Annotated in this window: 28 protein-coding genes; 19 read left to right on the top strand and 9 right to left on the bottom strand. The window is 68.9% G+C overall.

Annotation, left to right across the window (positions count from 1 at the left end; translation table 11 throughout):
* The first annotated feature begins 18 nt into the window (after positions 1–18).
* The 7 genes from UAA55_RS19705 to UAA55_RS19675 all read left to right on the top strand — a co-directional run bounded on the left by UAA55_RS19705 (position 19) and on the right by UAA55_RS19675 (position 6,241).
* The gene (locus UAA55_RS19705; RefSeq protein WP_322954829.1) at positions 19–1,083 is read left to right on the top strand and encodes a sulfate/molybdate ABC transporter ATP-binding protein; all 1,065 of its coding nucleotides are present in this window, start codon (positions 19–21) and stop codon (positions 1,081–1,083) included.
* 63 nt (positions 1,084–1,146) lie between these two features.
* Positions 1,147–2,418 (top strand): glutamate-5-semialdehyde dehydrogenase, encoded by a 1,272-nt coding sequence (locus UAA55_RS19700; protein ID WP_322954828.1) that lies wholly within the window; start codon positions 1,147–1,149, stop codon positions 2,416–2,418.
* Positions 2,419–2,473: 55 nt separating this feature from the next.
* Positions 2,474–3,088, top strand: a complete 615-nt coding sequence (locus tag UAA55_RS19695) for a nicotinate-nucleotide adenylyltransferase (RefSeq protein ID WP_322957724.1) — start codon at positions 2,474–2,476, stop codon at positions 3,086–3,088.
* Between the two features lie 205 nt (positions 3,089–3,293).
* Positions 3,294–3,683 carry a ribosome silencing factor gene (rsfS, locus tag UAA55_RS19690; protein ID WP_145613308.1) on the top strand — a complete coding sequence of 130 codons (390 nt, stop codon included), beginning with the start codon at positions 3,294–3,296 and terminating at the stop codon, positions 3,681–3,683.
* Positions 3,684–3,844: 161 nt separating this feature from the next.
* Complete coding sequence (gene rlmH, locus UAA55_RS19685) at positions 3,845–4,303, top strand: 23S rRNA (pseudouridine(1915)-N(3))-methyltransferase RlmH (RefSeq protein ID WP_322954827.1); 459 nt, start codon at positions 3,845–3,847, stop codon at positions 4,301–4,303.
* 105 nt (positions 4,304–4,408) lie between these two features.
* Positions 4,409–4,927, top strand: a complete 519-nt coding sequence (locus UAA55_RS19680) for a flavodoxin family protein (RefSeq protein ID WP_322954826.1) — start codon at positions 4,409–4,411, stop codon at positions 4,925–4,927.
* A 48-nt stretch (positions 4,928–4,975) separates the two neighbouring features.
* Positions 4,976–6,241 carry an MgtC/SapB family protein gene (locus UAA55_RS19675; RefSeq protein WP_322954825.1) on the top strand — a complete coding sequence of 422 codons (1,266 nt, stop codon included), beginning with the start codon at positions 4,976–4,978 and terminating at the stop codon, positions 6,239–6,241.
* 42 nt (positions 6,242–6,283) lie between these two features.
* On the opposite strand, the gene UAA55_RS19670 is transcribed toward UAA55_RS19675, so the two are convergent.
* Entirely contained in the window at positions 6,284–7,315 is a 1,032-nt protein-coding gene (locus UAA55_RS19670) for an aldo/keto reductase (RefSeq protein ID WP_322954824.1), read from the bottom strand.
* Between the two features lie 207 nt (positions 7,316–7,522).
* Here UAA55_RS19670 and UAA55_RS19665 point away from each other — a divergent pair, with 207 nt between their 5' ends.
* Together UAA55_RS19665 and UAA55_RS31365 are read left to right on the top strand one after the other, a co-directional pair.
* Positions 7,523–7,732 carry an addiction module protein gene (locus tag UAA55_RS19665; protein WP_322954823.1) on the top strand — a complete coding sequence of 70 codons (210 nt, stop codon included), beginning with the start codon at positions 7,523–7,525 and terminating at the stop codon, positions 7,730–7,732.
* Positions 7,690–8,037 (top strand): type II toxin-antitoxin system RelE/ParE family toxin, encoded by a 348-nt coding sequence (locus UAA55_RS31365; protein ID WP_416235211.1) that lies wholly within the window; start codon positions 7,690–7,692, stop codon positions 8,035–8,037. Before UAA55_RS19665 ends, UAA55_RS31365 begins: the two co-directional genes overlap by 43 nt.
* On the opposite strand, the gene UAA55_RS19660 is transcribed toward UAA55_RS31365, so the two are convergent.
* The 3 genes from UAA55_RS19660 to rocD all read right to left on the bottom strand — a co-directional run bounded on the left by UAA55_RS19660 (position 8,034) and on the right by rocD (position 10,859).
* Entirely contained in the window at positions 8,034–8,522 is a 489-nt protein-coding gene (locus tag UAA55_RS19660) for an Lrp/AsnC family transcriptional regulator (RefSeq protein WP_322954822.1), read from the bottom strand. The two genes, UAA55_RS31365 and UAA55_RS19660, sit on opposite strands and share 4 nt — an antisense overlap.
* An 84-nt stretch (positions 8,523–8,606) precedes the next feature.
* Positions 8,607–9,506, bottom strand: coding sequence for a dimethylarginine dimethylaminohydrolase family protein (locus UAA55_RS19655; RefSeq protein WP_322954821.1), 900 nt, complete (start codon positions 9,504–9,506; stop codon positions 8,607–8,609).
* 36 nt (positions 9,507–9,542) lie between these two features.
* Positions 9,543–10,859: an ornithine--oxo-acid transaminase gene (gene rocD, locus UAA55_RS19650; RefSeq protein ID WP_322954820.1), complete on the bottom strand. Its 1,317-nt coding sequence runs from the start codon at positions 10,857–10,859 to the stop codon at positions 9,543–9,545.
* A 217-nt stretch (positions 10,860–11,076) separates the two neighbouring features.
* Between rocD and gpmI the strand changes: the two genes are divergently transcribed.
* From gpmI to UAA55_RS19625, 5 genes are all read left to right on the top strand, one after another.
* Positions 11,077–12,654, top strand: coding sequence for a 2,3-bisphosphoglycerate-independent phosphoglycerate mutase (gpmI, locus tag UAA55_RS19645; RefSeq protein WP_322954819.1), 1,578 nt, complete (start codon positions 11,077–11,079; stop codon positions 12,652–12,654).
* 29 nt (positions 12,655–12,683) lie between these two features.
* On the top strand, positions 12,684–13,994 hold the full coding sequence (locus UAA55_RS19640; RefSeq protein ID WP_322954818.1) for a murein hydrolase activator EnvC family protein: 1,311 nt from the start codon (positions 12,684–12,686) through the stop codon (positions 13,992–13,994).
* A gap of 1 nt (position 13,995) precedes the next feature.
* The gene (locus UAA55_RS19635; protein WP_322954817.1) at positions 13,996–15,465 is read left to right on the top strand and encodes a S41 family peptidase; all 1,470 of its coding nucleotides are present in this window, start codon (positions 13,996–13,998) and stop codon (positions 15,463–15,465) included.
* Positions 15,466–15,494: 29 nt separating this feature from the next.
* A complete protein-coding gene (locus UAA55_RS19630) occupies positions 15,495–16,814 on the top strand; it encodes a divergent polysaccharide deacetylase family protein (RefSeq protein WP_322954816.1) in 1,320 nt (439 codons plus the stop codon).
* A gap of 123 nt (positions 16,815–16,937) precedes the next feature.
* A complete protein-coding gene (locus tag UAA55_RS19625) occupies positions 16,938–17,519 on the top strand; it encodes a DJ-1/PfpI family protein (protein ID WP_322954815.1) in 582 nt (193 codons plus the stop codon).
* A 69-nt stretch (positions 17,520–17,588) separates the two neighbouring features.
* On the opposite strand, the gene UAA55_RS19620 is transcribed toward UAA55_RS19625, so the two are convergent.
* On the bottom strand, positions 17,589–18,599 hold the full coding sequence (locus UAA55_RS19620) for an NADP-dependent oxidoreductase (RefSeq protein ID WP_322957723.1): 1,011 nt from the start codon (positions 18,597–18,599) through the stop codon (positions 17,589–17,591).
* Positions 18,600–18,909: 310 nt separating this feature from the next.
* Complete coding sequence (phaR, locus tag UAA55_RS19615) at positions 18,910–19,521, bottom strand: polyhydroxyalkanoate synthesis repressor PhaR (RefSeq protein WP_322954814.1); 612 nt, start codon at positions 19,519–19,521, stop codon at positions 18,910–18,912.
* A gap of 247 nt (positions 19,522–19,768) precedes the next feature.
* Here phaR and UAA55_RS19610 point away from each other — a divergent pair, with 247 nt between their 5' ends.
* Positions 19,769–21,259: an alpha/beta fold hydrolase gene (locus UAA55_RS19610; RefSeq protein ID WP_322954813.1), complete on the top strand. Its 1,491-nt coding sequence runs from the start codon at positions 19,769–19,771 to the stop codon at positions 21,257–21,259.
* 106 nt (positions 21,260–21,365) lie between these two features.
* Here UAA55_RS19610 and UAA55_RS19605 read toward each other — a convergent pair whose 3' ends face one another.
* From UAA55_RS19605 to UAA55_RS19595, 3 genes are read right to left on the bottom strand one after another with little or no spacing between them, the layout of a single operon-like run.
* A complete protein-coding gene (locus UAA55_RS19605) occupies positions 21,366–21,581 on the bottom strand; it encodes a glutathione binding-like protein (protein WP_322954812.1) in 216 nt (71 codons plus the stop codon).
* Complete coding sequence (locus tag UAA55_RS19600) at positions 21,578–22,000, bottom strand: glutathione S-transferase (protein ID WP_322954811.1); 423 nt, start codon at positions 21,998–22,000, stop codon at positions 21,578–21,580. Before UAA55_RS19600 ends, UAA55_RS19605 begins: the two co-directional genes overlap by 4 nt.
* A gap of 52 nt (positions 22,001–22,052) precedes the next feature.
* A complete protein-coding gene (locus UAA55_RS19595) occupies positions 22,053–22,472 on the bottom strand; it encodes an HIT family protein (protein WP_322954810.1) in 420 nt (139 codons plus the stop codon).
* A 385-nt stretch (positions 22,473–22,857) separates the two neighbouring features.
* On the opposite strand from UAA55_RS19595, the gene UAA55_RS19590 reads away from it, so the two are divergent.
* The 4 genes from UAA55_RS19590 (at position 22,858) to UAA55_RS19575 (ending at position 26,895) form a co-directional block, all read left to right on the top strand.
* Positions 22,858–25,449 carry a glycosyltransferase gene (locus UAA55_RS19590; protein ID WP_322954809.1) on the top strand — a complete coding sequence of 864 codons (2,592 nt, stop codon included), beginning with the start codon at positions 22,858–22,860 and terminating at the stop codon, positions 25,447–25,449.
* 183 nt (positions 25,450–25,632) lie between these two features.
* Entirely contained in the window at positions 25,633–26,139 is a 507-nt protein-coding gene (locus UAA55_RS19585) for a nuclear transport factor 2 family protein (protein ID WP_322954808.1), read from the top strand.
* Between the two features lie 85 nt (positions 26,140–26,224).
* Positions 26,225–26,485 (top strand): hypothetical protein, encoded by a 261-nt coding sequence (locus UAA55_RS19580; RefSeq protein ID WP_322954807.1) that lies wholly within the window; start codon positions 26,225–26,227, stop codon positions 26,483–26,485.
* The gene (locus tag UAA55_RS19575; RefSeq protein ID WP_322954806.1) at positions 26,422–26,895 is read left to right on the top strand and encodes a hypothetical protein; all 474 of its coding nucleotides are present in this window, start codon (positions 26,422–26,424) and stop codon (positions 26,893–26,895) included. The genes UAA55_RS19580 and UAA55_RS19575 overlap by 64 nt, the downstream gene beginning before the upstream one ends.
* Positions 26,896–26,913 lie beyond the last annotated feature (18 nt).

Here is a 26,913-nt window from a genome sequence, read left to right as displayed (position 1 = left end):
AGCAAACGGGCGGCGCGCATGGCCATTGAAATCCGCAATGTGGAAAAGACCTTCGGCGCCTTCACCGCATTGGGCGGCGTCAGCCTGGACGTGCGCTCGGGCGAACTGCTGGCCTTGCTGGGACCCAGCGGCTCAGGCAAGACCACCCTGCTGCGCATCATCGCCGGCCTGGACCATGCCGATGCCGGCGAGGTCAGCTTCGACGGGCAAGACACCCGCGACCGCGCGGCGCGGGACCGCAAGGTGGGTTTCGTCTTCCAGCACTACGCCCTGTTCCGCCACATGACCGTCTTCGACAACGTGGCCTTCGGCCTGCGCGTGAAGAAGAAGGCGGAGCGTCCGGCGGAGATGGACATCCGCCGCCGCGTGGACCAGCTGCTGACCATGGTGCAGCTGTCGCACCTGGCCAGCCGCTACCCCAGCCAGCTGTCTGGCGGCCAGCGCCAGCGTGTGGCCCTGGCCCGCGCCCTGGCCATCGAGCCCAAGGTGCTGCTGCTGGATGAGCCCTTCGGCGCGCTGGACGCGAAGGTGCGCAAGGATCTGCGCAAGTGGCTGCGCCACCTGCACGACGACATGCACATCACCTCGATCTTCGTGACCCACGACCAGGAAGAAGCGCTGGAACTGGCCGACCGCGTGGTGGTCATGAACCACGGCCGGATCATCCAGGTGGGCACCCCGGCGGAGGTGTACGACCATCCCGCCGACAGCTTCGTCTTCGACTTCCTGGGCGGGGTCAGCCGCCTGAATGGCGTCATCGAGCAGGGCGTCGTCCGGCTGGACGGCAAGGCCGTGCGCGTGGATGGCGCCGTGGGCGCCGACGGCCCGGCCGTCATCTACATCCGCCCGCACCAGGTGGAACTGGGCGTGGCCCCGGCCGGCGGCGTCCCCGAAGGGAAATGGAGCGCCCGGGTCAGCAGCCTGCACGCCGCCGGCCCCGTGGCCCGGCTGGAGCTGGATCTGGCCGGCCGCGCGCTGGAAGCGCAGCTGTCCCGCGACCGCCTGAGCGATCTGGCGCTGGAGGTTGGCAGCTGGTGTACTGTGGACTTCCGCCACGCCCGGGTGTTCCCCGCTAAAAGCTAGTGGGCGCCAAAAGCTGGTGGGTGAAGGCGTGACGGCGTAACCGATATCAGGGCGTTTGGAATCATGGATGGGCAGACGGTCGACCTCACGGCGTTGATGCGGGACATCGGGCAGCGGGCGCGTGCCGCCAGCGCCCAGCTGGCCGTGACCACGCCGGAGCAGCGCGTGGCGGGCCTGCGCGCCGCGGCCGCCGCCCTGCGCGGCGATGCCGCCACCATCCTGGACGCCAACGCCCGCGACATGGCGGCCGGCCAGGCCAAGGGCCTGACCTCCGCGCTGCTGGACCGTCTGCGCCTGGACGAGGGCCGGCTGGAGGCCATCGCCACGGGGCTGGAGGACGTGGCCGACCTGCCCGATCCCCTGGGCGCCGTCATGGCCGACTGGACCCGGCCCAATGGCCTGCGCATCCAGCGGGTGCGGGTGCCCCTGGGCGTCATCGGCATCATCTATGAAAGCCGGCCCAACGTGACGGCGGACGCCGGCGGCCTGTGCGTGAAGTCCGGCAACGCCGCCATCCTGCGTGGCGGCTCGGAAAGCCTGCACTCCTCATCCACCATCGTCGCGGCCATGCGCCGGGGCCTGGTGGAGGGTGGACTGCCTGCCGACGCCGTGCAGCTGGTCCCCACCACCGACCGCGCCGCCGTGGGCATCCTGCTGACCATGACCGACCATGTGGACGTCATCATCCCCCGGGGCGGCAAGTCGCTGACGGCCCGGGTGGCGGCGGAATTGCGCGTGCCGGTGATCAAGCACCTGGACGGCATCTGCCACGTCTACCTGGACAAGGCGGCCGATGCGGCCAAGGCCCGCGCCATCGCCTTCAACGCCAAGATGCGCCGCACCGGCATCTGCGGCGCCATGGAAACGCTGCTGGTCCACCGCGACGTGGCGGCCACCCAGCTGCCCGTCCTGATCGAGGATCTGATCGGCGCGGGGTGCGAGGTCCGGGGCGACGCCACCGCGCAGTCCCTGGATGCCCGCGTCCTGCCCGCCGACGACGCCGACTGGGACACCGAGTACCTGGACGCCATCCTGTCGGTGAAGGTGGTGGAAAGCGTGGACGAGGCCATCGCGCATATCGAGCGCCACGGCAGCCACCACACCGACAGCATCGTGACCGAGGACGCCGCCACGGCCGAACGCTTCCTGGCCCGCGTCGACAGCGGCATCGTGCTGTGGAACGCCTCCACCCAGTTCGCCGATGGTGGGGAGTTCGGCTTCGGGGCGGAGATCGGCATTTCCACCGGCAAGTTGCACGCCCGCGGCCCCGTGGGTGCCGAACAGCTGACCAGCTACAAGTACGTCGTGCGCGGCGACGGCCAGACGCGGCCCTGAGCGCCGCCGTCCCCGCGATGCCGTCTTCCCCCCTGGCCCCAATCACCGTTACTGGATCAGGCCGCGACCGCTGACCGGCGCCAGTTGGGCCGGGCGGCGCATCGGCATCCTGGGCGGGTCCTTCAACCCCGCCCATGCCGGCCACCGCCATGTCAGCCAGTGGATGCTGCGCCGCCTGAAGCTGGACCAGGTGTGGTGGCTGGTCAGCCCGCAGAACCCGCTGAAGCAGGCGCGCGGCATGGCCACGCTGGACGCGCGCCTCGACGCCGCCCGCGCCGCCGCCCGGGATCCGCGCATCCTGGTGACGGATCTGGAGACGCGGCTGGGCACCCGCTACACCGTGGACACGCTGGAGGCCCTGCGCCGCCGCTATCCCCGGACCCGCTTCGTCTGGATCATGGGGGCGGACAACCTGTTGCAGATTCCGCGCTGGCGGGGGTGGACGCGCATCCTGGGTCGCGTTCCGGTTGCCGTGTTTCCGCGCCGCCCCTATTCCTTAAAGGCGCTTGTCGGCAAGGCCGCGCGGCGTTATCTCCGCAGTCGGGTTCCTCCGCGGGACGCGGGCGGGCTGCCGGCACGATCGGCACCCGCCTGGACCTTCCTGGACGGGCCGTTGCATCCCGCCTCCGCCACCGAGATCCGGCGGAAGGGGTGGTGGGCCGGCCGGTGACGGAAGGGCGAACCGCAAAGGACTAATCCCGTAGGCAGGCCAGCCCCGCGCGACTTGCCCACGGACATCGTCGGACTATCATCAGGGTGCGGACCGGTTCCCGGTCTGAGGCGCCCTTTTTTGCTTAGAGGTAACGATCATTTCCACCATCGCCCATTTCCCGACGCCGACCGCTGGGCGGACGGCGCCCCAGCCGCTTCCGGACATGGCGGCCCCCGACTTCCCCGAGCAGCTGCGCGACCTGATCGTCGCCAGCGTGGAGGATGACAAGGCCGAAGGCACCGTGGTGCTCGACCTCAAGGGCAAGTCCACCCTGGCCGACTACATCGTCATCACCTCGGGCCGTTCCGCCCGCCAGGTGGACGCCATGGCCGGCCACCTGCTGTCCAAGCTGAAGGAAGTCGGCCTCGTCGGCCTGGACGCCGAAGGCACGCCCCAGTGCGACTGGGTGCTGATCGACGCCGGTGACGTGCTGGTCCACCTGTTCCGTCCCGAGGTCCGCGCCTTCTATAACCTGGAAAAGATGTGGGGCGTCGAGCTGCCCCCCGACTTCGCCGGGTTCGGCGCGCCCGCCGGCGACTTTTTGTCTGTTTGATGCCCTCAGGCGGCGGGCGGCCACATCCGTGGCCTTGCCTCACGGGCCTGACCGGCCCGGGCCGGCCCCTTTTACGTAAACAAGGGGCGCCGACCTCCAGTGGCATGAGCCTTCGTCTCACGCCACAGGCATACCCCTAAGCTAGCTAACGGATCAGGCCCATGCGCGTTTGCCTCGTGGCCGTCGGCCGCAGCCGGCCAGGGCCCGCCCGCGACCTGTTCGAAGAGTACAAGGGCCGCCTCACCTGGCCCTTCACCCTGCGTGAGGTCGAATGCCGCAAGCGGGTGGAGGGGGATGAGCTGAAGCGGCTGGAGGCCCAGCTGCTGCTGGAGGCCATTCCCCCGGGCGCCACCCTGGTGGCCCTGGACGAACGCGGCAAAGCCCTGCCCAGCGAAGCCTTCGCCCGCCAGGTCGGCACCTGGCGCGACGGCGGCGTGGCTGACCTCGCCTTCGTCATCGGCGGCGCCGACGGCCTGGCGGAGGAGGTGCGCCGCCGCGCCTCCCTCCTCATCGCTTTCGGCCCCATGACTTGGCCGCACATGATGGTGCGCGGCATGCTGGCGGAACAGCTCTATCGCGCCCAGCAGATCCTGGCCGGCCACCCATACCACCGGGTGTGAGGGTTTCCCGTTTGCGGTGCGTCAATGCGCACCCCACCCCCTTCGGCCAGTCTTCCTCCAGCGAACGCGACCGCCCGACGAGGGCGACCGGAGATGGAGGGAACCATGGCCGTGCTGATCGCCTATTACTCGCTGACCGGAACGACCCGCACGGTGGTGGCGGAGTTGGCCCGGCATCTGCCCGCCGACATCGAGGAAATCCGCTGTGGGCGTTACGAGGTCAGCTTCATGGGCTGGTGGCGGGCGGCGGCGGACAGCTGGCGCGGCCGGCTGCCCACAATCGCCCCGGCCATCCACGCCGCCCGCAACTATGACCTGGTGGTATTGGCGGGGCCCATTTGGGCCTGGCATCCCTGCCCGCCCCTGCGCGCCTATGTGCGGCGCGAGCGGGCGGATCTGCCGGAAACCGCCTTGCTGCTGACCCACGGCGGGTCGGCGGGCCAGCAATCGCTGGACACGCTGCAGGCGCTGGTGGGAAGGCCGCCCAAGGGCCGGTTGACCATCACCGCCGCCGAGATGAAAAGCGGCACCTACGCCGAGACCGTGGCCCATTTCGCCCAGACCGTGCGTCCCAAGCCCGCGCCGGCGCCGGTGCCCCTTGCGGTGGATCAATGCGCCGGGTGAACGGTTGGGGCCGACTGGGAGGGTCGCACCCTTTCCAGGACCGCCTTCATGGACCCCACCACCCTGCTCAGCCGCCTGGCGGTTTCCCTGGCGATCGGGCTGCTGGTGGGGCTGGAACGGGGGTGGCATAGCCGTAGCGGCCAGGAATACCAGCGGGCGGTGGGGCTGCGCACCTTCGCCTTGTCCGGCCTGTTGGGGGGCATCGCCGGCGCGCTGACCTTGGCGCAGCAACCGTACATCCTGGGCCTGGTGTTCCTGGGCTACGCCGCCGCCTTCACCGCCTTCCACTGGTTGGAAGCCAAGGCCGACACCGATCCCAACCCGGAGCGCGATCTCAGCATCACGTCCGTCGTGGCGGGATTGGTGACCTTCCTGCTGGGGGCGCTGGCCATCCTGGCCGACGTGCGCGTCGCCATCGCCGCCGGCGTGGCCGGGACCGGCCTGCTGGCCTTGCGCGACCCCTTGCACCGCTGGGTGGCGGCGCTGAGCGGGGACGAGGTGCGGGCCATCCTGACGCTGCTGGCCATGTCCTTCCTGCTGTTGCCCGTGCTGCCCAACCATGCGGTGGACCCCTGGGGCGCGCTGAACCCCCATTCCATCTGGCTGCTGGCGGTCATGGTCGCCGCCATCTCCTTCGGCGGCTATGTCGCCGTTCGTGGCCTGGGCGATCGGTTGGGGGTGTTGATGGCGGCGTTGGCCGGCGGCCTCGCCTCCTCCACCGCCACCACGCTGACGCTGGCGCGGCTGGGGCGGATGCACCCCGCCTCGTCCCGGCTGCTGGGCGCCGGAGTGCTGCTGGCCGGGGCCGTTATGATGGCGCGGGTGGGGGTGCTGGCCATGGTGCTGAACCCCGACCTGCTGCGGCCGCTGGCGCCCCCCTTGGCCGGGGCCACACTGGTCCAGGTGGCTGGCGCCGCCGCCCTGATCGTGCGCAACCGGCACTACCATGTGCCCAAGCTGAACATCGCCAACCCGCTGGAGGTGGGCATGGCCCTGAAGATGGCCGCCTTCATCGCCGCCGTGGCGCTGGCCAGCCAAGTGCTGGCCCAGACCATAGGCGCCCCGGGGGTGCTGGTCATGGCCGCGCTGTCCGGCGTGGCCGACGTGGACGCCGTCACCCTGTCCATGGCCCACCTGGGCGGGCATGGCCTGACCCTCAGGGTGGCGATGGAGGGCGTGCTGATCGTGACCGCCGTCAACACCGTGACCAAGGCGGCGATGGCGGCATGGGTGGGGGGTGGTCGCCTGGGCCTGGTGGTGGGCGGGGTCAGTGCCCTGGCCCTGGGCGCCGGCGCGCTGGCCATGGGCTGGTGAAGAAGGGGCGACCGCCAGGCCGCCCCTTCTTCAGACCGCGCCTTACCAGGTGGTGGGCTTGGGATTGCGGTGGTTGAAGTCCTTCTGGTGCCAGTAGGGGTAGATGGGGTCCTTCTGGCTGGCCTGTTCCAGGCGCGTCACCTGGTCCGGCGTCAGCGACCAGCCGACGGCGCCCAGGTTCTGCTTCAGCTGGTCCTCGTTGCGGGCGCCGATGACCAGGTTGGCCACACCGGGCCGGGCCAGCAGCCAGTTCAGCGCCACCTGGGGAATGGTCTTGCCCGTCTCCGCCGCTACGGCGTCCAGGGCATCGACCACCGTGTAGAGGTATTCATCGTCCACCTTGGGCCCGCCGGCGGCGCCACCGCTGGCGATGCGGCCGGCCTGAGCCGGCTGGCCGCGCCGGATCTTGCCGGTCAGGCGGCCCCAGCCCAGGGGGCTCCACACCATCAGGCCCACGCCCTGGTCCAGGCCCAGGGGCATCAGTTCCCACTCATACTCACGCCCCACCAGGGAATAATAGCCTTGGTAGGCCACATAGCGGGCCAGGCCGTACCTCTCCGACGTCGCCAGCGCCTTCATCAAATGCCAGCCGGAGAAGTTGGAGGCGCCGATGTAGCCGATCTTGCCGGCGGTGATCAGGTCGTCCAGGGCGCGCAGGGTCTCATCCACCGGGGTGGTGGCGTCGAAGCCGTGCATGAAATAAAGGTCGATATGGTCGGTGCCCAGCCGCTTCAGGCTGGCCTCGCACGCGCGGATCAGGTGATAGCGTGACGAGCCGACGTCATTGGGGCCATCGCCCATGGTGAAGGTGGCCTTGGTGGAAATCAGCACCTTGTCCCGCCGGCCCTTGACGGCCTGGCCCAGGATCTCCTCCGAGGCACCACGCGAATAGACGTCGGCGGTGTCGAAGAAATTGACGCCCGCCTCCAGGCATAAATCCACCAGCCGCGTGGCCTCGGCCACGTCGGTGCTGCCCCAGCGGTTGAAGAACTCACCCGCCCCACCGAAGGTGCCGGTGCCGAAACTGAGGATCGGAACCTTCAGGCCCGACCGTCCAAGTTGCCGATATTCCATGGTGTTTTCCTCATGGGTCCATATGGCGCGCCATAAACGGCCCCCTGCCTGGGACCGCCGGTGTCGGCAGTTGAGCGCATGAGGATGGTTGTGGGAAAGCGTTTTTGTTGGAATATGGCCCAGAGGATGTTCCTACGCCCTGTCTGGACAGGGAACCACCCAGCCGCCATATTTTAAGACGTTGAATACCCCGCCGGGACGAAAGCGATGACCGTACTGCCCTTTGACCACCTGACACCCGAGGAGCGGCTGACGCTTATCGATGAGTTATGGGAAAGCCTGGACCAACGGGACATTCCCCTGAGTGACGCGCAAAGAGTGGAGCTGGAACGGCGGATCGCCGAAGTCGATGCCGGAACGGTCGAAATGATCCCGTGGGAAGTAGTCCAGGCCAAACTGCGAGCGAGGCGCTGTTGATCCGCCAACTGTCTTTCAGTCCGGGCGCGTTGACGGAGATTGAAAATGCCCAAGATTGGTATGAGAGTTGCACCGGCAATGTCGGCGCACGTTTTATAACGGCTTACGAGAAGCTATTGGCCAGAATCGCCTCTCATCCACAGCACTTTCCCGTTCTGTATTCCAACGTACACCGAGCCCGCGTACACGGCTTCCCTTATTTCTTTCTCTTTCGGCCAACCGATCATACCATTCAAATCCTTGCCTTCTTTCATACCAGTCAAGATCCGGCAAGGTGGCGCGGGCCTCGGTTCGGTTCCAGCTAGCTACCCTCCTCCTCGAACACCGGATACGTCCCGAAATCCCGGATGGGGCGCAGGACGACGTTGCTGACGACGCGGGCGACACCCATCTCGGCATCGTCGATCCAGCTGTCGGTCAGTTCCTGGTAGGTCTCCAGATCGCGGCAGACCAGCTTGGCGATGTAGTCGTAGGGACCGCTGACCTCGAAGCACTCGATGACCTCGGGCACCTCGCGCAGGCGGCGCTCGAAGGCGCTGGTGCGGGCACGCCCCTGTTTTTCCAGGGAGATCTGGGCCAGGACGAAGACGCAGGACTGGATGCGGCGCACGTCCACCTGGGCCTGGTAGCGGACGATGATGCCCTCGCGCTCCAGCCGGCGCACCCGTTCCAGGCAGGGGCGGGCGGACAGGCCCACCCGCTCCGACAGGGCCTGGTTGGTGACGCGGCCATCGGCCTGCAATTCCGTCAGGATCTTGATGTCGATGGCGTCGAGCTTGCGCGGCTTCAAGGCGGGGTCCGAAAAGGCCAAAGCGAGGACGCCAGCTTAAGCGCCCTCGCCTCCGCCCCCAAAGGCTTTACTTGCCCGAAGGTTTTACTTTGAGGTGCGATCCAATTTCAGGATCAGGCAGAAGGCCGAGCCGCCGGACAGGCCGAAGTCGCTGACCGGGGTTTCGTGCACGCGGTAGCCGCGCTCCGTCAGCATGCCGCGCAGGGCGGGGCTGGCGGTGGCCAGCACGATGTCGCGGCCCAGATTCACGGCGTTGACCGCCAGGGTGCAGGCGTCGGGCTCCGGCGCCACGATCAGGTTTTCGGCGCCGAAGCGCTCGAGGATGCGGGCGTTGCCCTCGGCGGAGAAGGCGCCGGGGAAGTACAGCACCTCACCCCCCGTCAGAGGGCAGAGGCAGGTGTCCATGTGATAGAAGCGCGGGTCGACCAGCTCCAGCGCCTCGACCTCCATGCCGAACAGGTCGCGCACCACCGGGGCCGCCGCCTTGTCGGAGCGCTGGCCATAGCCCAGCCAGAAGGTCCGTCGCACGGGGTCCCACACGCAGTCGCCCGCCCCCTCCAGCACCACGCCCTCCGGCATGTCGTGCACCTCGGTCAGCAGGCCCCGGTCCTTCAGCGCGTCGAAGGTGCGGCGGAACACCGGCGTCTCGCCCTGGCGCTGGGGATGGCGGAAGGTGGCGACCAGCGCCTTGCCGTCCAGCACCACGGCGGCGTTGGCGGTGAACACCATGTCCGGCAGCCCCGCATGAGGTACGGCGAACTCCAGCTCAACCCCCAGGCCGCGCAGGGTCGCCACCAGCCGTTCCCAGCCGCTGGATGAGCGGGCGCCCAGCAGGGCGCCCTCCCGCTGCCAGCGATCGGGCCGCATCCACGGATTAATGGCGTAGCTCACCTCGAAATGCTCAGGGGCGCACATCAGGATGCGTCCACCGGGAAGGGTGTCGGCCACGGTGGAAGCGGCAGCGGCCAGGCGAGTATCGGGCATGGATGGGATTCCCCGGGATGTTGTTGTCGGTTGATGTCAGGCGAACGCCGACAGGGTCTCGGCCAGGCGATCCACCGCCCAGTCCAGATCCTCCGGCGCGATCATCAGCGGCGGCGCCAGGCGCACCACCGTGTCGTGGGTTTCCTTGGACAGGACGCCGCGGCGCATCCAGTCCTCCACCACCTGGCGGGCGGTGGCGCGGGCGGGGTCGATCTCCAGCCCCACCCACAGGCCCAGGCCGCGAATGTCGCGGATGAGCGGGCTGTTCAGGGCGCGCAGACGGTCCATCAGATGGGCGCCCAGCTCCGCGCTGCGCTGGACCAGGCCTTCCTCCTCGATCACCGCCAGGGCCTCCAGACCCACGGCGGCGGCCAGCGGGTTGCCGCCGAAGGTGGAGCCGTGGCTGCCGGGATCGAACACGTCGATGACGTCGCGGCGGGCGACGAAGGCGGAGACGGGCAGCACGCCGCCACCCAGCGCCTTGCCCAGGCACAGGCCGTCCGGCTTGACGCCTTCATGCTGGTGGGCGAACCAGCGGCCGGTGCGGCCCAGGCCGGACTGGATCTCGTCCAGGATCATCAGGATGCCCGCGAAGTCGCAGGCCTCGCGCACGCCCTTGAGGTAGCCGGCCGGCGGCAGGACGATGCCGGCCTCCCCCTGGATGGGTTCCAGCAGCACGGCCGCCGTATTGGGCCCGATGGCCGCCGCCAGGGCGTCCAGGTCGCCGAAGGGCACGACGCGGAAACCGGGTGTGTAGGGGCCGAAGCCCTCACGATAGGCCTCTTCGGAGGAGAAGCTGATGATGGTGGTGGTGCGGCCGTGGAAATTGCCGCTGGCCACGATGATCTCCGCCTGGTTGGCGGGAATGCCGCGATGGCGATAGCCCCAGCGGCGGGCGGCCTTCACCGCCGTCTCCACCGCCTCCGCCCCGCTGTTCATGGGGCAGGCGCCGTCCAGACCGGTCAGGGCGCACAGCCGCTGCAGGAAGGGTCCCAGCTTGTCGGTGTGGAAGGCGCGGGAGACCACCGCCACCTTGGACGCCTGCTCGGTCAGGGCCGTCAGGATGCGGGGGTGGCTGTGGCCGACGTTGACGGCGGAATAGGCGCTCATCATGTCCAGGTAGCGGCGGCCGGCGTCGTCATGGACCCAGGCGCCTTGGGCGCGGGTGATGACCACGGGCAGCGGCTTGTAGGTATGGGCACACCACCGGTCCTCCAGGGCGATCGCCCCCGGGGATGAGGCATTGGCGATGTCGCCGTTCAGCCGCTGGTCCATGATGTCCTCCACCTTGATCCCGGTCTCGTTACCCGTGATGGTGGCATGGGCGAAGCAGCCGAAACGGTCGAACTTCAACGATGCGGCGACAGAACCGGGCGGCCCCGTCCGGTTCGGGCATACCGTTTCTGTCCCTGGGGCATGGGAAAGAGGCGGGACGGGCGAACCGTTGGCGGCCTATAACGGTTTATCAGGTCGGAAAGTCGGATGCGCCGCTTGCCATCGCGCGCGGAAATCCCGATTTTCCCAATAGGTTCGCACCTCCTACCCCACCAGGATCAGGGAACAGACAGCCATGGCCGCCACCGACAAGACCAGCAAAGCCCCCCGCCCCGTGGTGCTGTGCATCATGGACGGTTGGGGCTATCGGGAAGAGGTGGCGGACAACGCCGTCGCCCAGGGCAACACCCCCAACTACGACCGCCTGTGGCAGGAGAGCCCGCACGGGCTGCTGTCCGCCAGCGAGGAGGATGTGGGCCTGCCCGCCGGCCAGATGGGCAATTCCGAGGTGGGGCACATGAACCTGGGCGCCGGCCGCGTGGTGTTCCAGGACCTGCCCATGATCGACCGCGCCATCGCCCAGGGCGAGTTCGAGACCAACGGGGCGCTGACCGCCTTCAAGGCCGCCCTGAAGAAGTCCGGCGGCACCGCCCACATCCTGGGCCTGGCCTCCCCCGGCGGCGTGCACAGCCACCAGGACCATATGGTCGCCCTGGCCCAGACCCTGGCGAAGGCCGGCATCCCCGTGGCCCTGCACGCCTTCACCGACGGCCGCGACGTGCCGCCGCAAAGCGCCCTGGAGCAATTGGCGGCCATCGAGGCCGGCCTCAAAGATGCACCGGGCGCCAAAATCGCCACGGTGGACGGCCGCTACTACGCCATGGACCGCGACAAGCGCTGGGACCGGGTGGAGAAGGCCTACCGCGCCCTGGTGTCGGCGGAGGGGGAGAAGGCCGCCAGCGCCGAGGCGGCGGTCAAGCAGAGCTATGACGCCGGCAAGCATGACGAGTTCATCCTGCCCACCATCATCGGCGACTACGCCGGCATGAAGGACGGCGACGGCGTGCTGATGGCCAACTTCCGCGCCGACCGCGCCCGAGAGATCCTGTCCGCCCTGGTGGAGCCGGAGTTCAGCGGCTTCGATCGCGGCACGCCCGTCAAGTTCGCCGCCCAGCTGGGTATGGTGGAATACTCCTCCACCCTGGCGAAATACCTGCCGGCCATCTTCCCGCCCAAGGAAATCCGCCACACCCTGGGCGAGATCGTGTCGCAGAAGGGCCTGAAGCAGCTGCGCATCGCCGAGACGGAGAAGTACCCGCACGTCACCTTCTTCTTCAATGGCGGCGAGGAGAAGGTCTATGAGGGGGAGGAGCGCATCCTGGTCCCCTCGCCCAAGGTGGCCACATACGACCTGCAGCCGGAAATGTCGGCCGACGAGCTGACGGACAAGCTGGTGGCGGCGGTGGACAGCGGCGCCTTCGACCTGGTGGTGGTCAATTACGCCAATCCGGACATGGTCGGCCATTCCGGCATCCTGGCCGCAGCCGTGAAGGCGGTGGAGGCGGTGGACCGCAGCATCGGCCGGCTGGAGGCCGCGGTGAAGCGCCAGGGCGGCGCCCTGCTGATCACCGCCGACCACGGCAATTGCGAGCTGATGAAGGACCCGGAGACGGGCGGCCCGCACACCGCCCATACCCTGGACCTTGTGCCCGCCATCCTGGTGAACGCCCCGGCGGATGTGGTGCGGCTGGAGCGGGGCAAGCTGGCCGACGTGGCCCCAACCCTGCTGGAGCTGATGGGCCTGCCCCAGCCGGAGGAGATGACGGGCCATTCCCTGCTGGTCCGCGACGCGGCGCGCGCGGCGGCCGAGTAAGCCGACACCCGAGTGAGCGCAGCCCCGGCGTGATCCCGAACAAGGCCCCGTTCCGACTGTTGCCCCTGGCGCTGGCCCTGCTGGCGCCGGGATCGGCGTGGGCTGAGCACGCCCCGCCGGTGGTGCTGACGCCCGTGGCGCAGACGACGGCCCCCCAAGGCGGCGCCGTCCCCCGGGACGCCCAGCGCCAACTGGATAAGGTGGAAAAGGACCTGAAGGCGGATCAGGCCCGCAAGGCCGCGCTGGACGCCAAGAACGACGCCCTGGAGCGCGAGCTGGCCGACCTGCGCGCCAAGTCCGTGGCCGTGGCGGAGGACCAGCGCCGCCAGGATGACGCCCTGCGCGCGGTGGAGCAGTCGCTGGCCGGACTGGCCGCCAACGAGCAGGAGCAGGTGGCCCGCATCGACGCCGACCGCGCCGCGCTGGCGGACCTGCTGGGCGCCCTGCAGCGCCTGTCCCGCCTGCCGCCGGAGGCCATGGTGGCCCGGCCGGAGGCGCCGGGCGAAATGGTGAAAAGCGCCCTGCTGCTGCGCGAGGCCATTCCCCAGCTGAAGAAACGGGCGGACGCCCTGGCCGTGCAGTTGCGCGACCTGGCCGCCCTGCGCCAGAAGCTGGCGGACAAGCGCGCCCAGGCCCTGACGGCGAAGAAGGACCTGGAAAAGCGCGAGGGGGAGTTGCGCGACCTGGTGTCGCGGCGCGAAGCCCTGTCCCAGGCCAACGACGCCGAACTGCAGGACGTGGCCGGCCACATGGCGGTGCTGACCGCCCAGGCCGGCGACCTGCGCGACCTGGTGGAAAAGCTGGAGGCGGAGCGCAAGGCCGCCGCCGAACGCGCCCGCCAGGCGGAGGCGCAGAAGCGCCAGCTGGCCGAGGAGGCGCGGCAGAAAAAGGCGCAGGAGCGGCTGGCCGCCATGGGCCGGACGCCCAAGGACGTGCCGGGCGGCATGGCGCTGGGTGGCATGACCCTGCCGGTGGCGGGCCCCGTGGCCCAGCGTTATGGCGAGCAGGACGCCGTGGGCACCACCAGCCGCGGGGTGCGCATCAGCGCGCGCGCCGGGTCGCCGGTGGTGGCGCCGTATGAGGGATCGGTGGTCTTCGCCGGACCCTTCAAGGGATATGGCCTCATCTTGATCGTCGAGCACCCCAATGGCTATCATAGCCTGATCGCGGGATTGGGTCGGATCGATACGCGGGTGGGACAACGTGTGTTGACCGGCGAGCCCATGGGCGCCATGGCCAGCGACGGAACCCCCACATTGTATTTCGAGTTGCGGCGGGGTGGTCAGCCGATCAATCCCCTGCGCGGCTTCGCGGGCACCGAGGGTAAAGGACAAGGGTAAGATGAAGAAACTGCTGACCTCCGTGGCCGTCGTGGCCCTGGTCTATCTGGCAAGCCCCCTGTCCCGGCCGCTGGACGCCAAGCCACCGATCAAGGCGGAAACCTACAAGCAGCTGGAACTGTTCACCGAAGCGTTCGAACGCGTGAAGTCCGACTATGTCGAGGAAGTGCCGGACGACCAGCTGGTCGAAGCCGCCATCAACGGCATGCTGGCCTCCCTCGACCCGCACTCGAACTTCATGAACAAGAAGAATTGGGAGGACATGCAGGTCCAGACCAAGGGCGAGTTCGGCGGCCTGGGCCTGGAGGTCACGGAAGAGAACGGCGTGGTCAAGGTGATCTCGCCCATCGACGACACCCCCGCCTCCCGCGCCGGCGTGCAGCCCGGCGACTACATCACCCACCTGAACGACGAGGCCATCGTCGGCCTGGGCCTGAACGAGGCGGTGGAGAAGATGCGCGGCACCCCCGGCACCGACATCAAGGTGACCATCCACCGCAACAACGTGCCCCAGCCGCTGAACTTCACCCTGACCCGCGCGGTCATCAAGGTGCAGTCGGTGCGGTGGCGGGTGGAAGGCAACGTCGGCTACATCCGCCTGTCGGGCTTCACCGAGCAGACGCAGGTGGGCCTGGACAAGGCGCTCGCCGGCATCCAGAAGGAGTTGGGCGACAAGGTCGTGGGCTATGTGCTGGACCTGCGCAACAACCCCGGCGGCCTGCTGGACCAGGCCATTTCGGTCAGCGACACCTTCCTGGAGCGGGGCGAGATCGTCTCCACCCGCGGCCGCCGCCCCGACCAGGGCGAGCGCTACAACGCCAAGGCGGGCGACGCCGTCCACGGCCTGCCCCTGGTGGTGCTGATCAACGGCGGCACCGCCTCGGCCTCGGAAATCGTGGCCGGCGCGCTGCAGGACCACAAGCGCGCCATCCTCATGGGGACGCAGAGCTTCGGCAAGGGCTCGGTCCAGACCCTCATGCCCATGCCCGGCGGCAACGCCATGAAGCTGACCACGGCGCGTTACTACACGCCGTCCGGCCGGTCCATCCAGCAGCTGGGCATCACGCCGGACATCGAGGTGCAGCAGGCCAAGGTGGAAGAGGTGGGCACGCCCGCCGGCGTCATCCGCCGGCGCGAGGCCGACCTGCCGCACGCCCTGCGCAACACCGACCCGGGCGCAAAGCAGCCGGCCAAGCCGGACGACGCCAAGGACAAGACCTCGGAAAAGGCCCCGGACGCGAAGACGCCCGACGGCAAGACCCCCGACAACAAGGGGGTTGGCGCCGACAAGGCCAAGGTCGACTCCAAGACCCAGGACCCCAAGGCCGGAGCCAAGGGCCAGGACGCGCCCGGCACGCCGGTGCCACCGGCCGCCACCGGCGACGCCACGCCCCAGGATTACCAGCTCACCCGTGCCTTGGACCTGCTGCGCGGCCTGTCGCTGTTGCAGCAGTCCAAGGCCACCAACTGACGACGCCGTAGCCAACCGATGGGGACCCCTTGGCCGCCCTTCCCATCCGCCTGAAGGCCCTTGCCTCGCGCAAGGACAAGCCTGCCAAGGCGGCAAAGACAACAAAACGCAAGAAGGGCGGCGATGACGACGCCTTCGAGGCGCTGCTGGCCGGCGCGGACGAGGACGCGTCCGCCGACGTGCTGGCGGCGCGCCTGGGTGTGCCTAAGCGCGCCGGCCGCGCCGGGGCTTCAACCGCGGCCGTGGATGGCAAGCGCGGCGATCAGGACGACAAGCCGCGCCGCCGGCTGAACCTGTTCGCCGTGGCCGTGGCCCTGACGGTGCTGGCCGTGGCGGGTACGGTCGCCTGGCTGGCCGCCACGGCCGAGGAGACGGCGGCCGCGCGGCGCAAGGCCAGCACCCTGGCCGACATCATCGTCACCTTGCCTCAGGGTGGTCCCCGCCCGGTGGACGCCCCGCGCGCGGCCGCACCGGCCGAGGGGGTGGTGAAGCCGGCGACAGACGCCGCGCCGCACGACCCCGATCCCATGGACGTGACCGTCAAGCTGGCGCCCAGCCGCAATGACGACCTGCTGGAAAAGACACGGGCGGGCTACCTGCCGCGCATGCCCGCCAAGGGCCCCGCCCCCTGGCAGGCCTACAGCCGCCCCTTCCCCCAGGATGACAAGCGCCCGCGCATCGCCCTGGTGATGGCCGACCTGGGCTGGTCGCCCAGCGCCCTGGAAAAGGTGCTGGCCCGCATGCCGGCCGCCGTCACCCTGGCGTTCGCCGCCGGCGCCCCCAACCTGCAGAAGGCGGTGGACCAGGCGCGCGGCGATGGGCACGAGGTGCTGCTGCAGGTGCCGATGGAGCCGCAGCGCTTCCCCCAGAACGACCCCGGCCCCGGCACGCTGCTGACCAGCCTGCCGGACGAGAAGAACGTGGACCGGCTGGAGACGGCCATGGCCAGCGCCACCGGCTATGTCGGCCTGACCAACCTGACCGGAACCAAGTTCCTGGCCAGCCACGACAGCCTGCAGACGGTGCTGCGCCAGGTGCAGCGGCGCGGCCTGATCTATGTCGACAGCTGGCCCACCACCGCCAGCCAGGCGACCCGCATCGCCACCCAGCTGGGCCTGCCCCGGGCCGTGTCGGACGTGCAGGTGGACCGGGCGCCATCCGACGCCGGCGTCGCCGCCCAACTGGCCGAACTGGAACGCCTGGCCAAGCTCAATGGCGTCGCCGTCGGCTACGCCCAGCCCTATCCCGTGACGCTGGAAGGCATCGCCCGCTGGGCCGTGGGCCTGCGCGACCGGGGCATCGTCCTGGCGCCCGTCACGGCGGTGGTCAACCGGCAGGCGGATCGGTAAGGCCCATCGTCATCGCGCCCTGATCGGATTGGCGCCGGCTTACCCCCTTAAGGCTCATAGGCGCCTCCACCGTTTCCAAGCATCCTGATCGGGCCCCCCAAACGGTCCTGATGGAGGAACACCATGGCCCCCAAGCGCATCCTGATGATCGTCGGCGATTTCGCCGAGGACTATGAGACCATGGTGCCCTTCCAGGCCCTGTCCATGGTGGGCTATCAGGTCGACGCCGTGGCACCGGGCAAGCGCCCCGGCGACAAGGTGGCCACCGCCATCCATGATTTCGAGGGCCACCAGACCTATACCGAGAAGCGCGGGCACGACTTCACGCTGAACGCGGATTTCGAGAGCGTGAAGGCCGACGACTACGTGGCCCTGGTCATCCCCGGAGGCCGCGCGCCGGAGTTCCTGCGCCTGGACAGCCGCGTGCTGGCCCTGGTGAAGGCCTTCGCCGCCCAGGACAAGGCCATCGCCGCCGTCTGCCACGGTCCGCAAATCCTGGCCGCCGCCGGTGTGCTGTCCGGCCGCAGGGTCTCCGCCTACCCCGCCTGCCGGCCGGAGGTGATCTTGGCCGGCGGCGAGTACGCCGACATCCCGGTGGATGGCGCCGTCACCGATGGCAAGCTGGTGACCGCCCCCGCCTGGCCCGCCCACGCCGCCTGGCTGGCCCAGCTACTGACGGTGCTGGGTGCGGAAATCAGGCTGTAGAATGACGAAGCCCCCGCGCCGGGCTCACCGGGGCGGGGGCTTGATCTCCAGGACGGTGCTGGAACCGGCTTACAGCTTCACCAGCGCCTTGCCCAGGTTCTTGCCTTGCAGCAGGCCCAGGAAAGCCGACACGGCGTTTTCCAGGCCCTCGGTCACGTCCTCGCGATAGCGCAGATGGCCGTCCTTCACCAGGGTCCCGACCTCTTCCAGGAAGGCGTCGTTGCGGTGCCAGTGGTCGGAAACGATGAAGCCCTGCACATGCAGGCGGCGGGTCAGGATGGCGGACAGCAGCGCCGGCACCCGGTCCGGGCCCGCCGGCGGGGCGGTGTCGTTCAGGTTGCCGATGCGGCCGCACAGCGGCACGCGGGCGAAGGTGTTCAAGAGATCGAACACCGCGTCGGCCACCCGGCCGCCGACATTGTCGAAATAGACATCGACACCGTTGGGACAGGCGGCGGCCAGCGCTTCCTTGAAATTCCCGGCCTTGTAGTCGACGCAGGCGTCGAAGCCCAGTTCATCCACCACGAAGGCGCACTTCTCCGGCCCGCCGGCGATGCCGACGGCGCGTGCCCCCTTCAGCTTGGCCAATTGGCCGACGACGGAACCCACGGCGCCGGCGGCGGCGGAGACCACCACCGTCTCGCCCGGCTTGGGCTGGCCGATATCGTAGAGGCCGACGTAGGCCGTCAGGCCCGGCATGCCCAGCACGCCCAGGGCCGTCGTCACCGGCAGGCCGTCGGTGTCCAGCTTGTGCACCGACTTCGGCCCGGCCACGGCGTATTCCTGCCAGCCGGAGTTGGACAGCACCAGATCGCCGGCTTGGAAACCGGGGACGTTGCTCTCCACCACCTCGGCGATGGTGCCGCCGACCATCAGGCCGCCGACCTCGATGGGCGGGGTGTAGGACTTGGCGGCGCTCATGCGGGCGCGCATGTAGGGGTCGAGAGAGAGCCACCGCGTCTTCAGCAGCATCTGGCCGGGACCCGCCACGGGGATGGATGTCTGTTCCATCCCGAAGTTCTGTTCTGTCGGGAGCCCTTCCGGGCGCGAGGCCAGAACAATCCTGCGGTTCAGCGGCATGTCTTCCTCATCTTCCTTCAGAAGGGGAGTCACCCTCTGCCGGGTGGTCCCCGTTTATCGCTTGGAACCGGGCCTGTCGTCCGGGGCGCAAACCTTAGCCCAGGGTCCGGCACCCCGTGAAATGCCGTTGGCGCAACCCCCAACCCCACAACCGGGCCAGGAGAGGCGCCACTTACAGCTGTCTTTTCTCGAGCGGATACCGGGACGGGTCCTATCGCAGGCGCACAAAAAAGCCCGGCCGCGACAACGCGGACCGGGACTTCTTCAGACCTTCGCAAAGGTGCCTGGAACGGCCTCCAGGCCAGACCGATCAGTCCGGCTTGCGGGCCAGGCTGGTGAGGGAGACCAACTGCTGCTGCAGCTCGTCCAGCCGCTTCTGCAGCTCGTCGAACTGGCCGCCGCTGGCGGGCTTGGCCTTGGGGGCCTCGCTCGCCTCGGGCTTGCCGCCTTCCGCGCCGGCCAGGGGCGAGAACATGCGCATGGCCCGTTCGAACATGGCCATGTTCTGCTTGCCCACTTCCTCGAACGAGCCAAAGGGGAACATGCCGCCCAGGGTGTTCTGGAAGTAGTCCCGCATCTTCTCGTGATTACGGGTGAAGGACTGCATGCTGTATTCCAGGTACTTTGGCACCATCCACTGCATGTTGTCGCCGTAGAGGCTGATCAGCTGCCGCAGGAAACCGATGGGCAGCAAGTTCTGCCCGCCCTTGGATTCCTCTTCCACGATGATCTGCGTCAGCACCGAGCGCGTGATGTCGTCGCCCGTCTTGGCGTCGTAAACGACGAAGTCGGTGCCGTCCTTCACCATCTGGCACAGATGGTCCAGGGTCACGTATGAGCTGGTGGCCGTATTGTAGAGACGCCGGTTGGCGTACTTCTTGATCGTGATCGGCGCGGGCTTGGGATCTTCTTTGTCGACCATAGGCGGCGTTTCCCGGCGATGTTTATCACCCGCACAACGGGTGCACTGCACATAGCTAATCCATGCGGTGCGGGACGTGCAAGCATCCTGCCAAGAACCAATGCGCGTATGACGTTCCGCCATCGCTTTGCCAGGCGGCGGCGGGGGGTGTAGATTGCCCGCCATGCCCCGCAAACCAGACGTCCCGCCCCCCATGTCCGACGCGCCCGTCGACGAGGCCCCCCCCACCCCAGGGGAGCCCCCCAGCATGGAGTCGCTGGCCCGCCGCTACCTGGACTTGTGGCAGGATCAGTGGGCCGCCATGGCCGCCGACCCGGACATGACGGGCGCCTTCGCCCGCCTGGTGCGCACGCTGGGCCAGGCGGCCTGGCCGGGGGCGGCCCCTTCGCCGCCACCGCCGCCAGCGGCGCGAATCCTGGGTCCGGCGCCTGGAAGGGCGCGCCCTTCCTCACCCCCGCCACCTTCCCCTGGGGGCCCTATGCCAGCACATCGAGCACCGCCGGCCGGAACGGCCACGACACCCCCGCCGAAGCGCCGCCAGGGGCCCAGGCCGCTGGCGACGCACCTGACGGCGGCGATGGCCGTCTTGCTGAACTCGCAGGCCGGATTGCCGCTCTTGAACGGCAGCTCGCCGATCTGGCGCAAGGAGCTGGAACCGAGATGCCGCCAACTACGCGCCGACCTCGCCGGCGTCGACCCGGAAGCGCTGAACGCGGCGGTTGAGCGTGAAACCCGGCGCCGACTCGACGCGCTACTGACCGGCCTGGAACGTTATCGCCGCAATCCCTACCAGCGCGACGTCACCGACCCGGCCCCGGTGTGGACGGAGGGCGACAGCCGCCTGCTGGATTACAGCCAGCCGGGGGCGAAAGGCCCGGTGCTGCTGTTCGTGCCCTCGCTGGTCAACCGGGGCTATGTGCTGGACCTGTCGGCGCGCAAGAGCCTGGTACGCTGGCTGTCCACCCGGGGTTTTCGCCCGCTGCTGCTGGACTGGGGCACCGTGGGCACCGTGGAGCGGGGGTTCGGCCTGACCGACTATGTCGCCGGCCGCCTGGCCCGCGCGGTCGATGCCACGCGCGACCTGATGGGCCCGGCGCCGGCCCTGGTGGGCTATTGCATGGGCGGCACGCTGGCCGCCGCCGCCGCCGTGTTGCGGCCGGAGTCGCTCTCCGCCCTGGTGCTGTTGGCGGCCCCGTGGGACTTCCACGCCGACGATCCCGCCGCCGCCCTGCGCACCGCCGCCGTCCTGCCCCTGCTGGAACCGGCGCTGACCTGGCTGGGCGAGCTGCCGGTGGACATGATCCAGTTCCTGTTCGCCGGGCTGGATCCGCTGCTGGCGCTGCGCAAGTTCAGCCGCTACGCCACCCTGGACCCGGACAGCCAGGACGCCCAGGACTTCGTGGCGCTGGAGGACTGGCTGAACGACGGCGTGCCGCTGGCGGCCCCCGTGGCACGGGAATGCCTGGGCGGCTGGTATGGCCGCAACGCCCCGGCGGAAGGCACCTGGCGGGTGGCCGGCCAGGCCATCGACGCGCGCGCCATCCGCCTGCCCACCCTGGCCATCATCCCCGCCCGCGACCGCATCGTGCCCCCGGGCGCCGCCCGCGCCCTGATCGACGCCATCCCCGGCGGCGACCGGCTGGAACCCTGCCTGGGCCATATCGGCATGGTGGTCAGCGCCGGCGCGCCGGGACAGGTGTGGGCGCCCCTGGCCGACTGGCTGAGGGCGCGCCTGTAGGACGCGACCGCGTCCGCCGCAGCTTTCCGGGGAGCGTCAGCGGACTGGAAAGCGAGGAAGGCAAGGGCCCGGATGGGCCCGCCCGCCGCTTGAGGGCATGCTTAAGTCACCCCCGGTCATAGCGGTAGGGCCCGCCCTTCTTCACCGCCGCGCGATAGGCCGGACGCGTCTGGATGCGGGTCACGAAGGCGGCCAGATGGGCGAAGTGCTGGCCGGTGCCGGGCATCATCATGGCCGCCTCGATGGGGAAGCTCATCTGGATGTCGGCGGCGGTGAACTGGTCGCCCATGAACCAGGGCCCTTGAGCCAGCTCGGCGTTCATGTAGCCCAGGTGGTTGGTGGTTTCGCTGGCGATGCGGGGCTGCAGGGGGCGGCCGCCCCGCCCAGGCGGCTGGTGTAGAGATGCAGCAGCAGGGGCAGCATGGCCGACCCCTCGGCGAAGTGCATCCAGTGCAGGTAGCGCGCCTGGGCGGCCCGGTCGCCCGGTGCCGGGGCCAGGCGTCCCTCGCCGTAGGTGCGCACCAGGTACTCGATGATGGCGCCCGATTCCGCCAGCACCAGGCCGTCATCCTCGATCACCGGGGACTTGCCCAGCGGATGGACGGCCTTCAGCGCCGGCGGCGCCAGCTGGGTGGCGGGGTCGCGCTCGTAGCGCACCACCTGGTAGGGCAGCTCCAGCTCCTCCAGCGCCCACAGCACGCGCTGGGAGCGGGAGTTGTTCAGGTGATGGACGATGATCATGGAAGCGCCCTCCGGCTTTCTGGTTGGTCATGAACCGCTCTATACGACCCGCTCACAGGCCCAGGTCAACCGCCAGCCGCCGGGCCAGCGCCTCGGCCTCGCCGGCGCCGTAGGCCCGCTCGTGGCCCGAGCCCCAGATGGGCCCGGGCCAGGCGGCATCCCCGCGTGTGCGGGCGACCACGTGGACATGCAGCTGCGGCACCAAGTTGCCGATGGCGGCCACGTTCAGCTTGTCGGGCGCGAACACCGCCTCCATGACGCGGGAGGCCTGGGTGATCTCCGCCATCAGCTGGACCTGTTCGGCCGTCTGCAGGCGGTGGATTTCCACCGCCCCCGCGCGGCGCGGCGCCAGGATCAGCCAGGGCCAGCAGGCGTTTTGGGACAGAAGCGCGCGGCAGAGGGGCAGGTCGCCCACCACCACGGTGTCGGCGGCCAGGCGGGGGTGCAGCGTGAATTCGTCGGCGCTTGTCATTTCAGGGAAATCCGTTTCTGGACCGGTGGTTGAGCCCGGGCGTCGCGATGCGGACGGCGGCGTCCGCAATACCGCTGGACGCCGCCGCCGGGATGGCTATGTACTACTGCCCGACGCCGCCCGTCCAAAGGGTTCGGCTGTGGGGTGGGCCCATGGGCCCGGATGAGGCCGGGCCGCCGGGACGGTGGCCGCTGTCCATAAAATTGCCCCATAGTCGTGCCATTGGACGGGGCCGTTCGCGTGCGGGGTGGTCCCTGGGGCTGGGAACCCTCCCGTTTGTTCACATGTTTCCGGTCCGCCGTTTTGCTATTCCGTCGCCATCATCCCGTTCATCGTTCTCCCGTTCCAGGGGCAGGGGTCGTTCACAATGCGTAAGATTTTGAGGATGCAGAAATCCGCCTGGGCGGTCCTGCTTCTTCTGGTGCTGGGCAACATCGGCGCGTGGGCCGTCGTCAACCGCCCGGCCGTGGAGCGCCCGTGGGCCGGCACCATCGCCGGCGTGGCCTTCGTGCCCTTCCAAGCCAACCAAAGCCCGCAGAACGGGGACAGCCCCACCGCCGACGACATCAAGCGCGACCTGGATGTGGTGGCGCCGCATGTGCAGTCCATCCGCACCTATCAGGTCGGCAACGGCATCGACCAGGTGGCGCCCATCGCGCTGGAGCGCTACCCCAACCTGACCATCACCCAGGGCGCCTGGCTCTCCAAGGACACGGCCGCCAACGAGGCGGAGCTGGCCGGTCTGGTGCGCGTCGCCCGCGCCAATCCGAATGTGAAGCGGGTCATGGTCGGCAACGAGGTGCTGTTCCGCGACGACTTCAGCGTCGCCCAGATGATCGACTACATCCAGCGGGTGAAGCGCCAGGTGAACGTGCCGGTGTCCACGGCGGAGCCGTCCTACGTCTGGCTGGACCATCCGGAACTGGCCGACGCCTGCGACTTCATCACCATCCACCTGCTGCCCTACTGGAACAAGGTGTCGGTGGACCGCGCGGTGGAGGATGCCATGGCGGCCTATCGCCAGGTGCAGGAACGCTTCCCCAACAAGCACATCCTGATCGGCGAGACCGGCTGGCCGTCCGACGGCGCCTATCGCGGGGCGGCCGAGGCCGGCCTGGTGAACGAGGCCAAGTACATCCGCAGCTTCCTGAACATCGCGGGCCAGCAGCGTCTGGACTTCTACATCATGGAGGCCTTCGACCAGCCGTGGAAGCGCACGCTGGGCGGCACGGCGGAAACGGCCTGGGGGATCTGGGACGCGCACCGCCACCAGAAGTTCCCCATGGTGGGCGGCATCCTGGAGGTGCCGTCATGGCGCGTGCTGTGCGCCATCGCCACCGCCCTCGCCTTCCTGCCCATGTTCTTCTTCGTGCTGGCCCGCGACGACCTGAAGTGGCGCGGCCAGCTGTTCTACGGCTTCCTGATCCAGACGGTGGCCTCCGTCCTGGTGTGGACCGGCACCCAGGCCCTGACGGTGGGCATGGGCACCCTGTCCTTCACCGCCTTCATGGTGCTGATCTTAGCCCAGCTGATCCTGTTCGCCGTCATGCTGATCGACGGCCTGGAACTGACGGAAGTGGTGTGGACCCAGCGCTGGAAGCGGCGCTACACGCCGGTGCGTGAGCCGCTGGGCGACTACACGCCCAAAGTTTCCATCCACGTGCCCTGCTATAACGAGCCGGCGCACATGGTGATCGAGACCCTGGACGCGCTGGCGGCCATGGACTACCCCAATTTCGAAGTCCTGGTGATCGACAACAACACCAAGGACGAGGCGGTGTGGCGCCCGCTGGAGGAATACTGCGCCAAGCTGGGGCCGCGCTTCCGCTTCTTCCACCTGCCGCGCTGGCCGGGCTTCAAGGGCGGCGCCCTGAACTTCGGCCTGTCCGTCACCGCCCCGGACGTGGAGGTGGTGGGCGTCATCGACAGCGACTACCAGGTCACGCCCGACTGGCTATCGGCCACCATCCCCTATTTCAAGCGGCCCGAGGTGGGCTTCGTCCAGTCGCCGCAGGACTACCGCGACTGGTCCGACGACGCCTTCAAGTCGATGATCAACTGGGAATACCAGGGCTTTTTCCACATCGGCATGATCCAGCGCAACGAGCGCAACGCCATCATCCAGCACGGCACCATGACCCTGGTGCGCAAAAGCGCCCTGGATGGCGTGGGCCGCTGGGCCGAATGGTGCATCTGCGAGGATTCGGAACTGGGCCTGCGCCTGTTCGAGGAGAAGCTGGAGGCTGTCTACATGCCCGACAGCTTCGGCCAGGGCCTGGTCCCCGACAGCTTCGCCGGCTACAAGACCCAGCGCTTCCGCTGGGCCTACGGCGCCGTGCAGATCCTGAAGCGCCACTGGCGCGAGATGATGCCGGGCGGTACCAAGCTGACCGCAGGGCAGAAGTACCACTTCATCACCGGCTGGTTGCCCTGGTTCGCCGACGCCGCCCACATGGGCTTCGTCATCGGCGGCATCATCTGGTCGCTGGGCCTGCTGCTGCTGCCGCAGTGGATCGAGTTCCCGCCCACCGTCTTCATCCTGCCCACCCTCAGCGTCTTCTTCTTCAAGGTGCTGTGCGGCCTGTGGCTGTATGGGGAGAGGGTGAAGTGCCGTTTCATCGACAAGCTGGGGGCCGCCATCGCCGGCATGGCGCTGACCCACACCGTGGGACGCGCCGTCTGGGTGGGCCTGTTCACCAGCGGCCGTCCCTTCGTGCGCACGCCCAAGTGCGAGGACCAGCCGGCCCTGATCCAAGGCTTCCTGCACGCGCGGGAAGAGGTGGGGCTGATGCTGGGCCTGTGGCTGGCCGCCGCGGCCATCGCCCTGCTGAAGGGCGGCGACAACCGCGACGCCTATGTCTGGGCCACCATGCTGGTCGTCCAGTCCTTCCCCTACATCGCAGCCCTGTTCCTCAGCACCCTGAACGCCCTGCCCAAGAGCGGCGGGGCCGAGGCTTCCACCGCTCCGGCGGAATAAGGCGCAAACCACAGGCACCGGCGCACGTCCGGGGCGGCGGGGCAACCTGCCGCCCCTTCTCATTTCGGGCACAATTCCGTGACCAAGGGGCCTGAGTCGGGAACTCGCGGGGGGCGGGCACGCTAAGCTGACGGTGGATCGGCGCCGAGAGAGCCGGCCGGAATGCCGCCAACAGGGGACGCAATGGTGAAGACCCAAGCGCTTTCATCCCAGGCACCGGAAACCGAAACGGCGGAGGGTGACACCCATCAACACGAACACGGCGACACGGATGTGCAGGATGTCCTGGCCGCCAACCGCCGCTTCTTCCAGGCCTTCGCCGACCGCGACGTGGCCGGCATGGAGGCGCTGTGGGCCCATGACCGCGACGTGCGGTGCGTCCATCCCGGCTGGCCAGCCCTGTCGGGACGCGAGCCGGTGATGCGCAGCTGGCGTGAGCTGCTGGGCAATCCCCGGTCGCCCGGCGTGCGCCACCAGGGCGAGCAGGCCACGGTCTGCGGCGACGTCGGCTGGGTGGTCTGCGAGGAGTTCGTGGCCAGCACCGCGCTGGTGGTCACCAACCTGTTCGCCCGGTCAGGGGATGGGTGGCGGATGATCCACCACCAGGCCACGCCCATCTCCTCCATCGCCGCGTTCGAGGACGCCAGCGGCTATGAGGATCTGGACGCGCGGCCGCCAACGCTGCATTAGTACGATAAATTCGATCTGCGCCCTTGCGGCCACTCCGCTTTTCCGTACTGTTATCGCTAACAATATGGAAGAGGGAGAGGACCCCATGCGGCGTTGGCTGCGCATTGCGAGCTTGTTACCGACCTTATTGGCCGCCGGCACGGCGTTGGCCGCGCCGCCAACGTCCAAGTCACCGGCCTCCACGCCCCCGATGGGATGGAACAGCTGGGACGCCTACGGCTTCACCATCGACGAGGCCGACTTCAAGGCCAACGCGGGCGTCCTGGCGACGCTGACGCCGACATGCTGCCCATCGGCAGCTTGGCGCCCCACCCCGGCTGGGGCGATCCGCGCCCGTCCCGCCTGACGGCGGACGAGCAGCGCACGCTGGTCTCCCTCTGGGCCATCGCCCGGTCGCCCTTGATCCTGGGCGCCAACCTGACCCAGTTGGACGAGGCCACGCGCGCGCTGATCACCAACCGCGCCGTCATCCAGTTGGACCAGACGGCCACGGACAGCCGCCCGGTCAAGGATCTGCCCGCCGGCTTCGAGAACGCCCGCGTCTGGCTGGCTACCGGTCCCAGGGGCCAGCGCTATCTCGGAGTGTTCAACCTCGACGACAAGCCGTCGACGCTGGCGGCATCCTGGGCCAAGCTGGGCCTGGCCACGGGCACGCGCGTCGCCCACGACCTGTGGACGGACAAGGCCTTGCCTGCGGCGGACGGCCTGAGCGTGACGCTGCCCGCGCACGGCAGCGCGCTTTACGAAGTGAAGTAAGCTGGGAAAAAAGGCTGG

The sequence above is a fragment of the Nitrospirillum guanabarense genome, from assembly GCF_034653355.1.
Taxonomy (GTDB): Bacteria; Pseudomonadota; Alphaproteobacteria; order Azospirillales; family Azospirillaceae; genus Nitrospirillum.
Note: the sequence above shows the minus strand (reverse complement) of the source record. Positions and strands in the feature narration are given on the sequence as shown.

Coding starts and splice junctions, on each gene's coding strand:
- UAA55_RS19700 (WP_322954828.1), top strand. CDS start 1,147: ATGGATGGGCAGACGGTCGACCTCACGGCGTTGATGCGGGACATCGGG.
- UAA55_RS19575 (WP_322954806.1), top strand. CDS start 26,422: ATGCTGCCCATCGGCAGCTTGGCGCCCCACCCCGGCTGGGGCGATCCG.
- UAA55_RS19595 (WP_322954810.1), bottom strand. CDS start 22,472: ATGACAAGCGCCGACGAATTCACGCTGCACCCCCGCCTGGCCGCCGAC.
- UAA55_RS19600 (WP_322954811.1), bottom strand. CDS start 22,000: ATGATCATCGTCCATCACCTGAACAACTCCCGCTCCCAGCGCGTGCTG.
- UAA55_RS19585 (WP_322954808.1), top strand. CDS start 25,633: ATGGTGAAGACCCAAGCGCTTTCATCCCAGGCACCGGAAACCGAAACG.
- UAA55_RS19675 (WP_322954825.1), top strand. CDS start 4,976: ATGGACCCCACCACCCTGCTCAGCCGCCTGGCGGTTTCCCTGGCGATC.
- UAA55_RS19625 (WP_322954815.1), top strand. CDS start 16,938: ATGGCCCCCAAGCGCATCCTGATGATCGTCGGCGATTTCGCCGAGGAC.
- rlmH (WP_322954827.1), top strand. CDS start 3,845: ATGCGCGTTTGCCTCGTGGCCGTCGGCCGCAGCCGGCCAGGGCCCGCC.
- UAA55_RS19655 (WP_322954821.1), bottom strand. CDS start 9,506: ATGCCCGATACTCGCCTGGCCGCTGCCGCTTCCACCGTGGCCGACACC.
- UAA55_RS19680 (WP_322954826.1), top strand. CDS start 4,409: ATGGCCGTGCTGATCGCCTATTACTCGCTGACCGGAACGACCCGCACG.
- UAA55_RS19605 (WP_322954812.1), bottom strand. CDS start 21,581: ATGAACGCCGAGCTGGCTCAAGGGCCCTGGTTCATGGGCGACCAGTTC.
- gpmI (WP_322954819.1), top strand. CDS start 11,077: ATGGCCGCCACCGACAAGACCAGCAAAGCCCCCCGCCCCGTGGTGCTG.
- UAA55_RS19665 (WP_322954823.1), top strand. CDS start 7,523: ATGACCGTACTGCCCTTTGACCACCTGACACCCGAGGAGCGGCTGACG.
- UAA55_RS19635 (WP_322954817.1), top strand. CDS start 13,996: ATGAAGAAACTGCTGACCTCCGTGGCCGTCGTGGCCCTGGTCTATCTG.
- rsfS (WP_145613308.1), top strand. CDS start 3,294: ATGGCGGCCCCCGACTTCCCCGAGCAGCTGCGCGACCTGATCGTCGCC.
- UAA55_RS19670 (WP_322954824.1), bottom strand. CDS start 7,315: ATGGAATATCGGCAACTTGGACGGTCGGGCCTGAAGGTTCCGATCCTC.
- UAA55_RS19620 (WP_322957723.1), bottom strand. CDS start 18,599: ATGCCGCTGAACCGCAGGATTGTTCTGGCCTCGCGCCCGGAAGGGCTC.
- UAA55_RS19580 (WP_322954807.1), top strand. CDS start 26,225: ATGCGGCGTTGGCTGCGCATTGCGAGCTTGTTACCGACCTTATTGGCC.
- phaR (WP_322954814.1), bottom strand. CDS start 19,521: ATGGTCGACAAAGAAGATCCCAAGCCCGCGCCGATCACGATCAAGAAG.
- UAA55_RS19705 (WP_322954829.1), top strand. CDS start 19: ATGGCCATTGAAATCCGCAATGTGGAAAAGACCTTCGGCGCCTTCACC.
- UAA55_RS19610 (WP_322954813.1), top strand. CDS start 19,769: ATGGAGTCGCTGGCCCGCCGCTACCTGGACTTGTGGCAGGATCAGTGG.
- UAA55_RS19590 (WP_322954809.1), top strand. CDS start 22,858: ATGCAGAAATCCGCCTGGGCGGTCCTGCTTCTTCTGGTGCTGGGCAAC.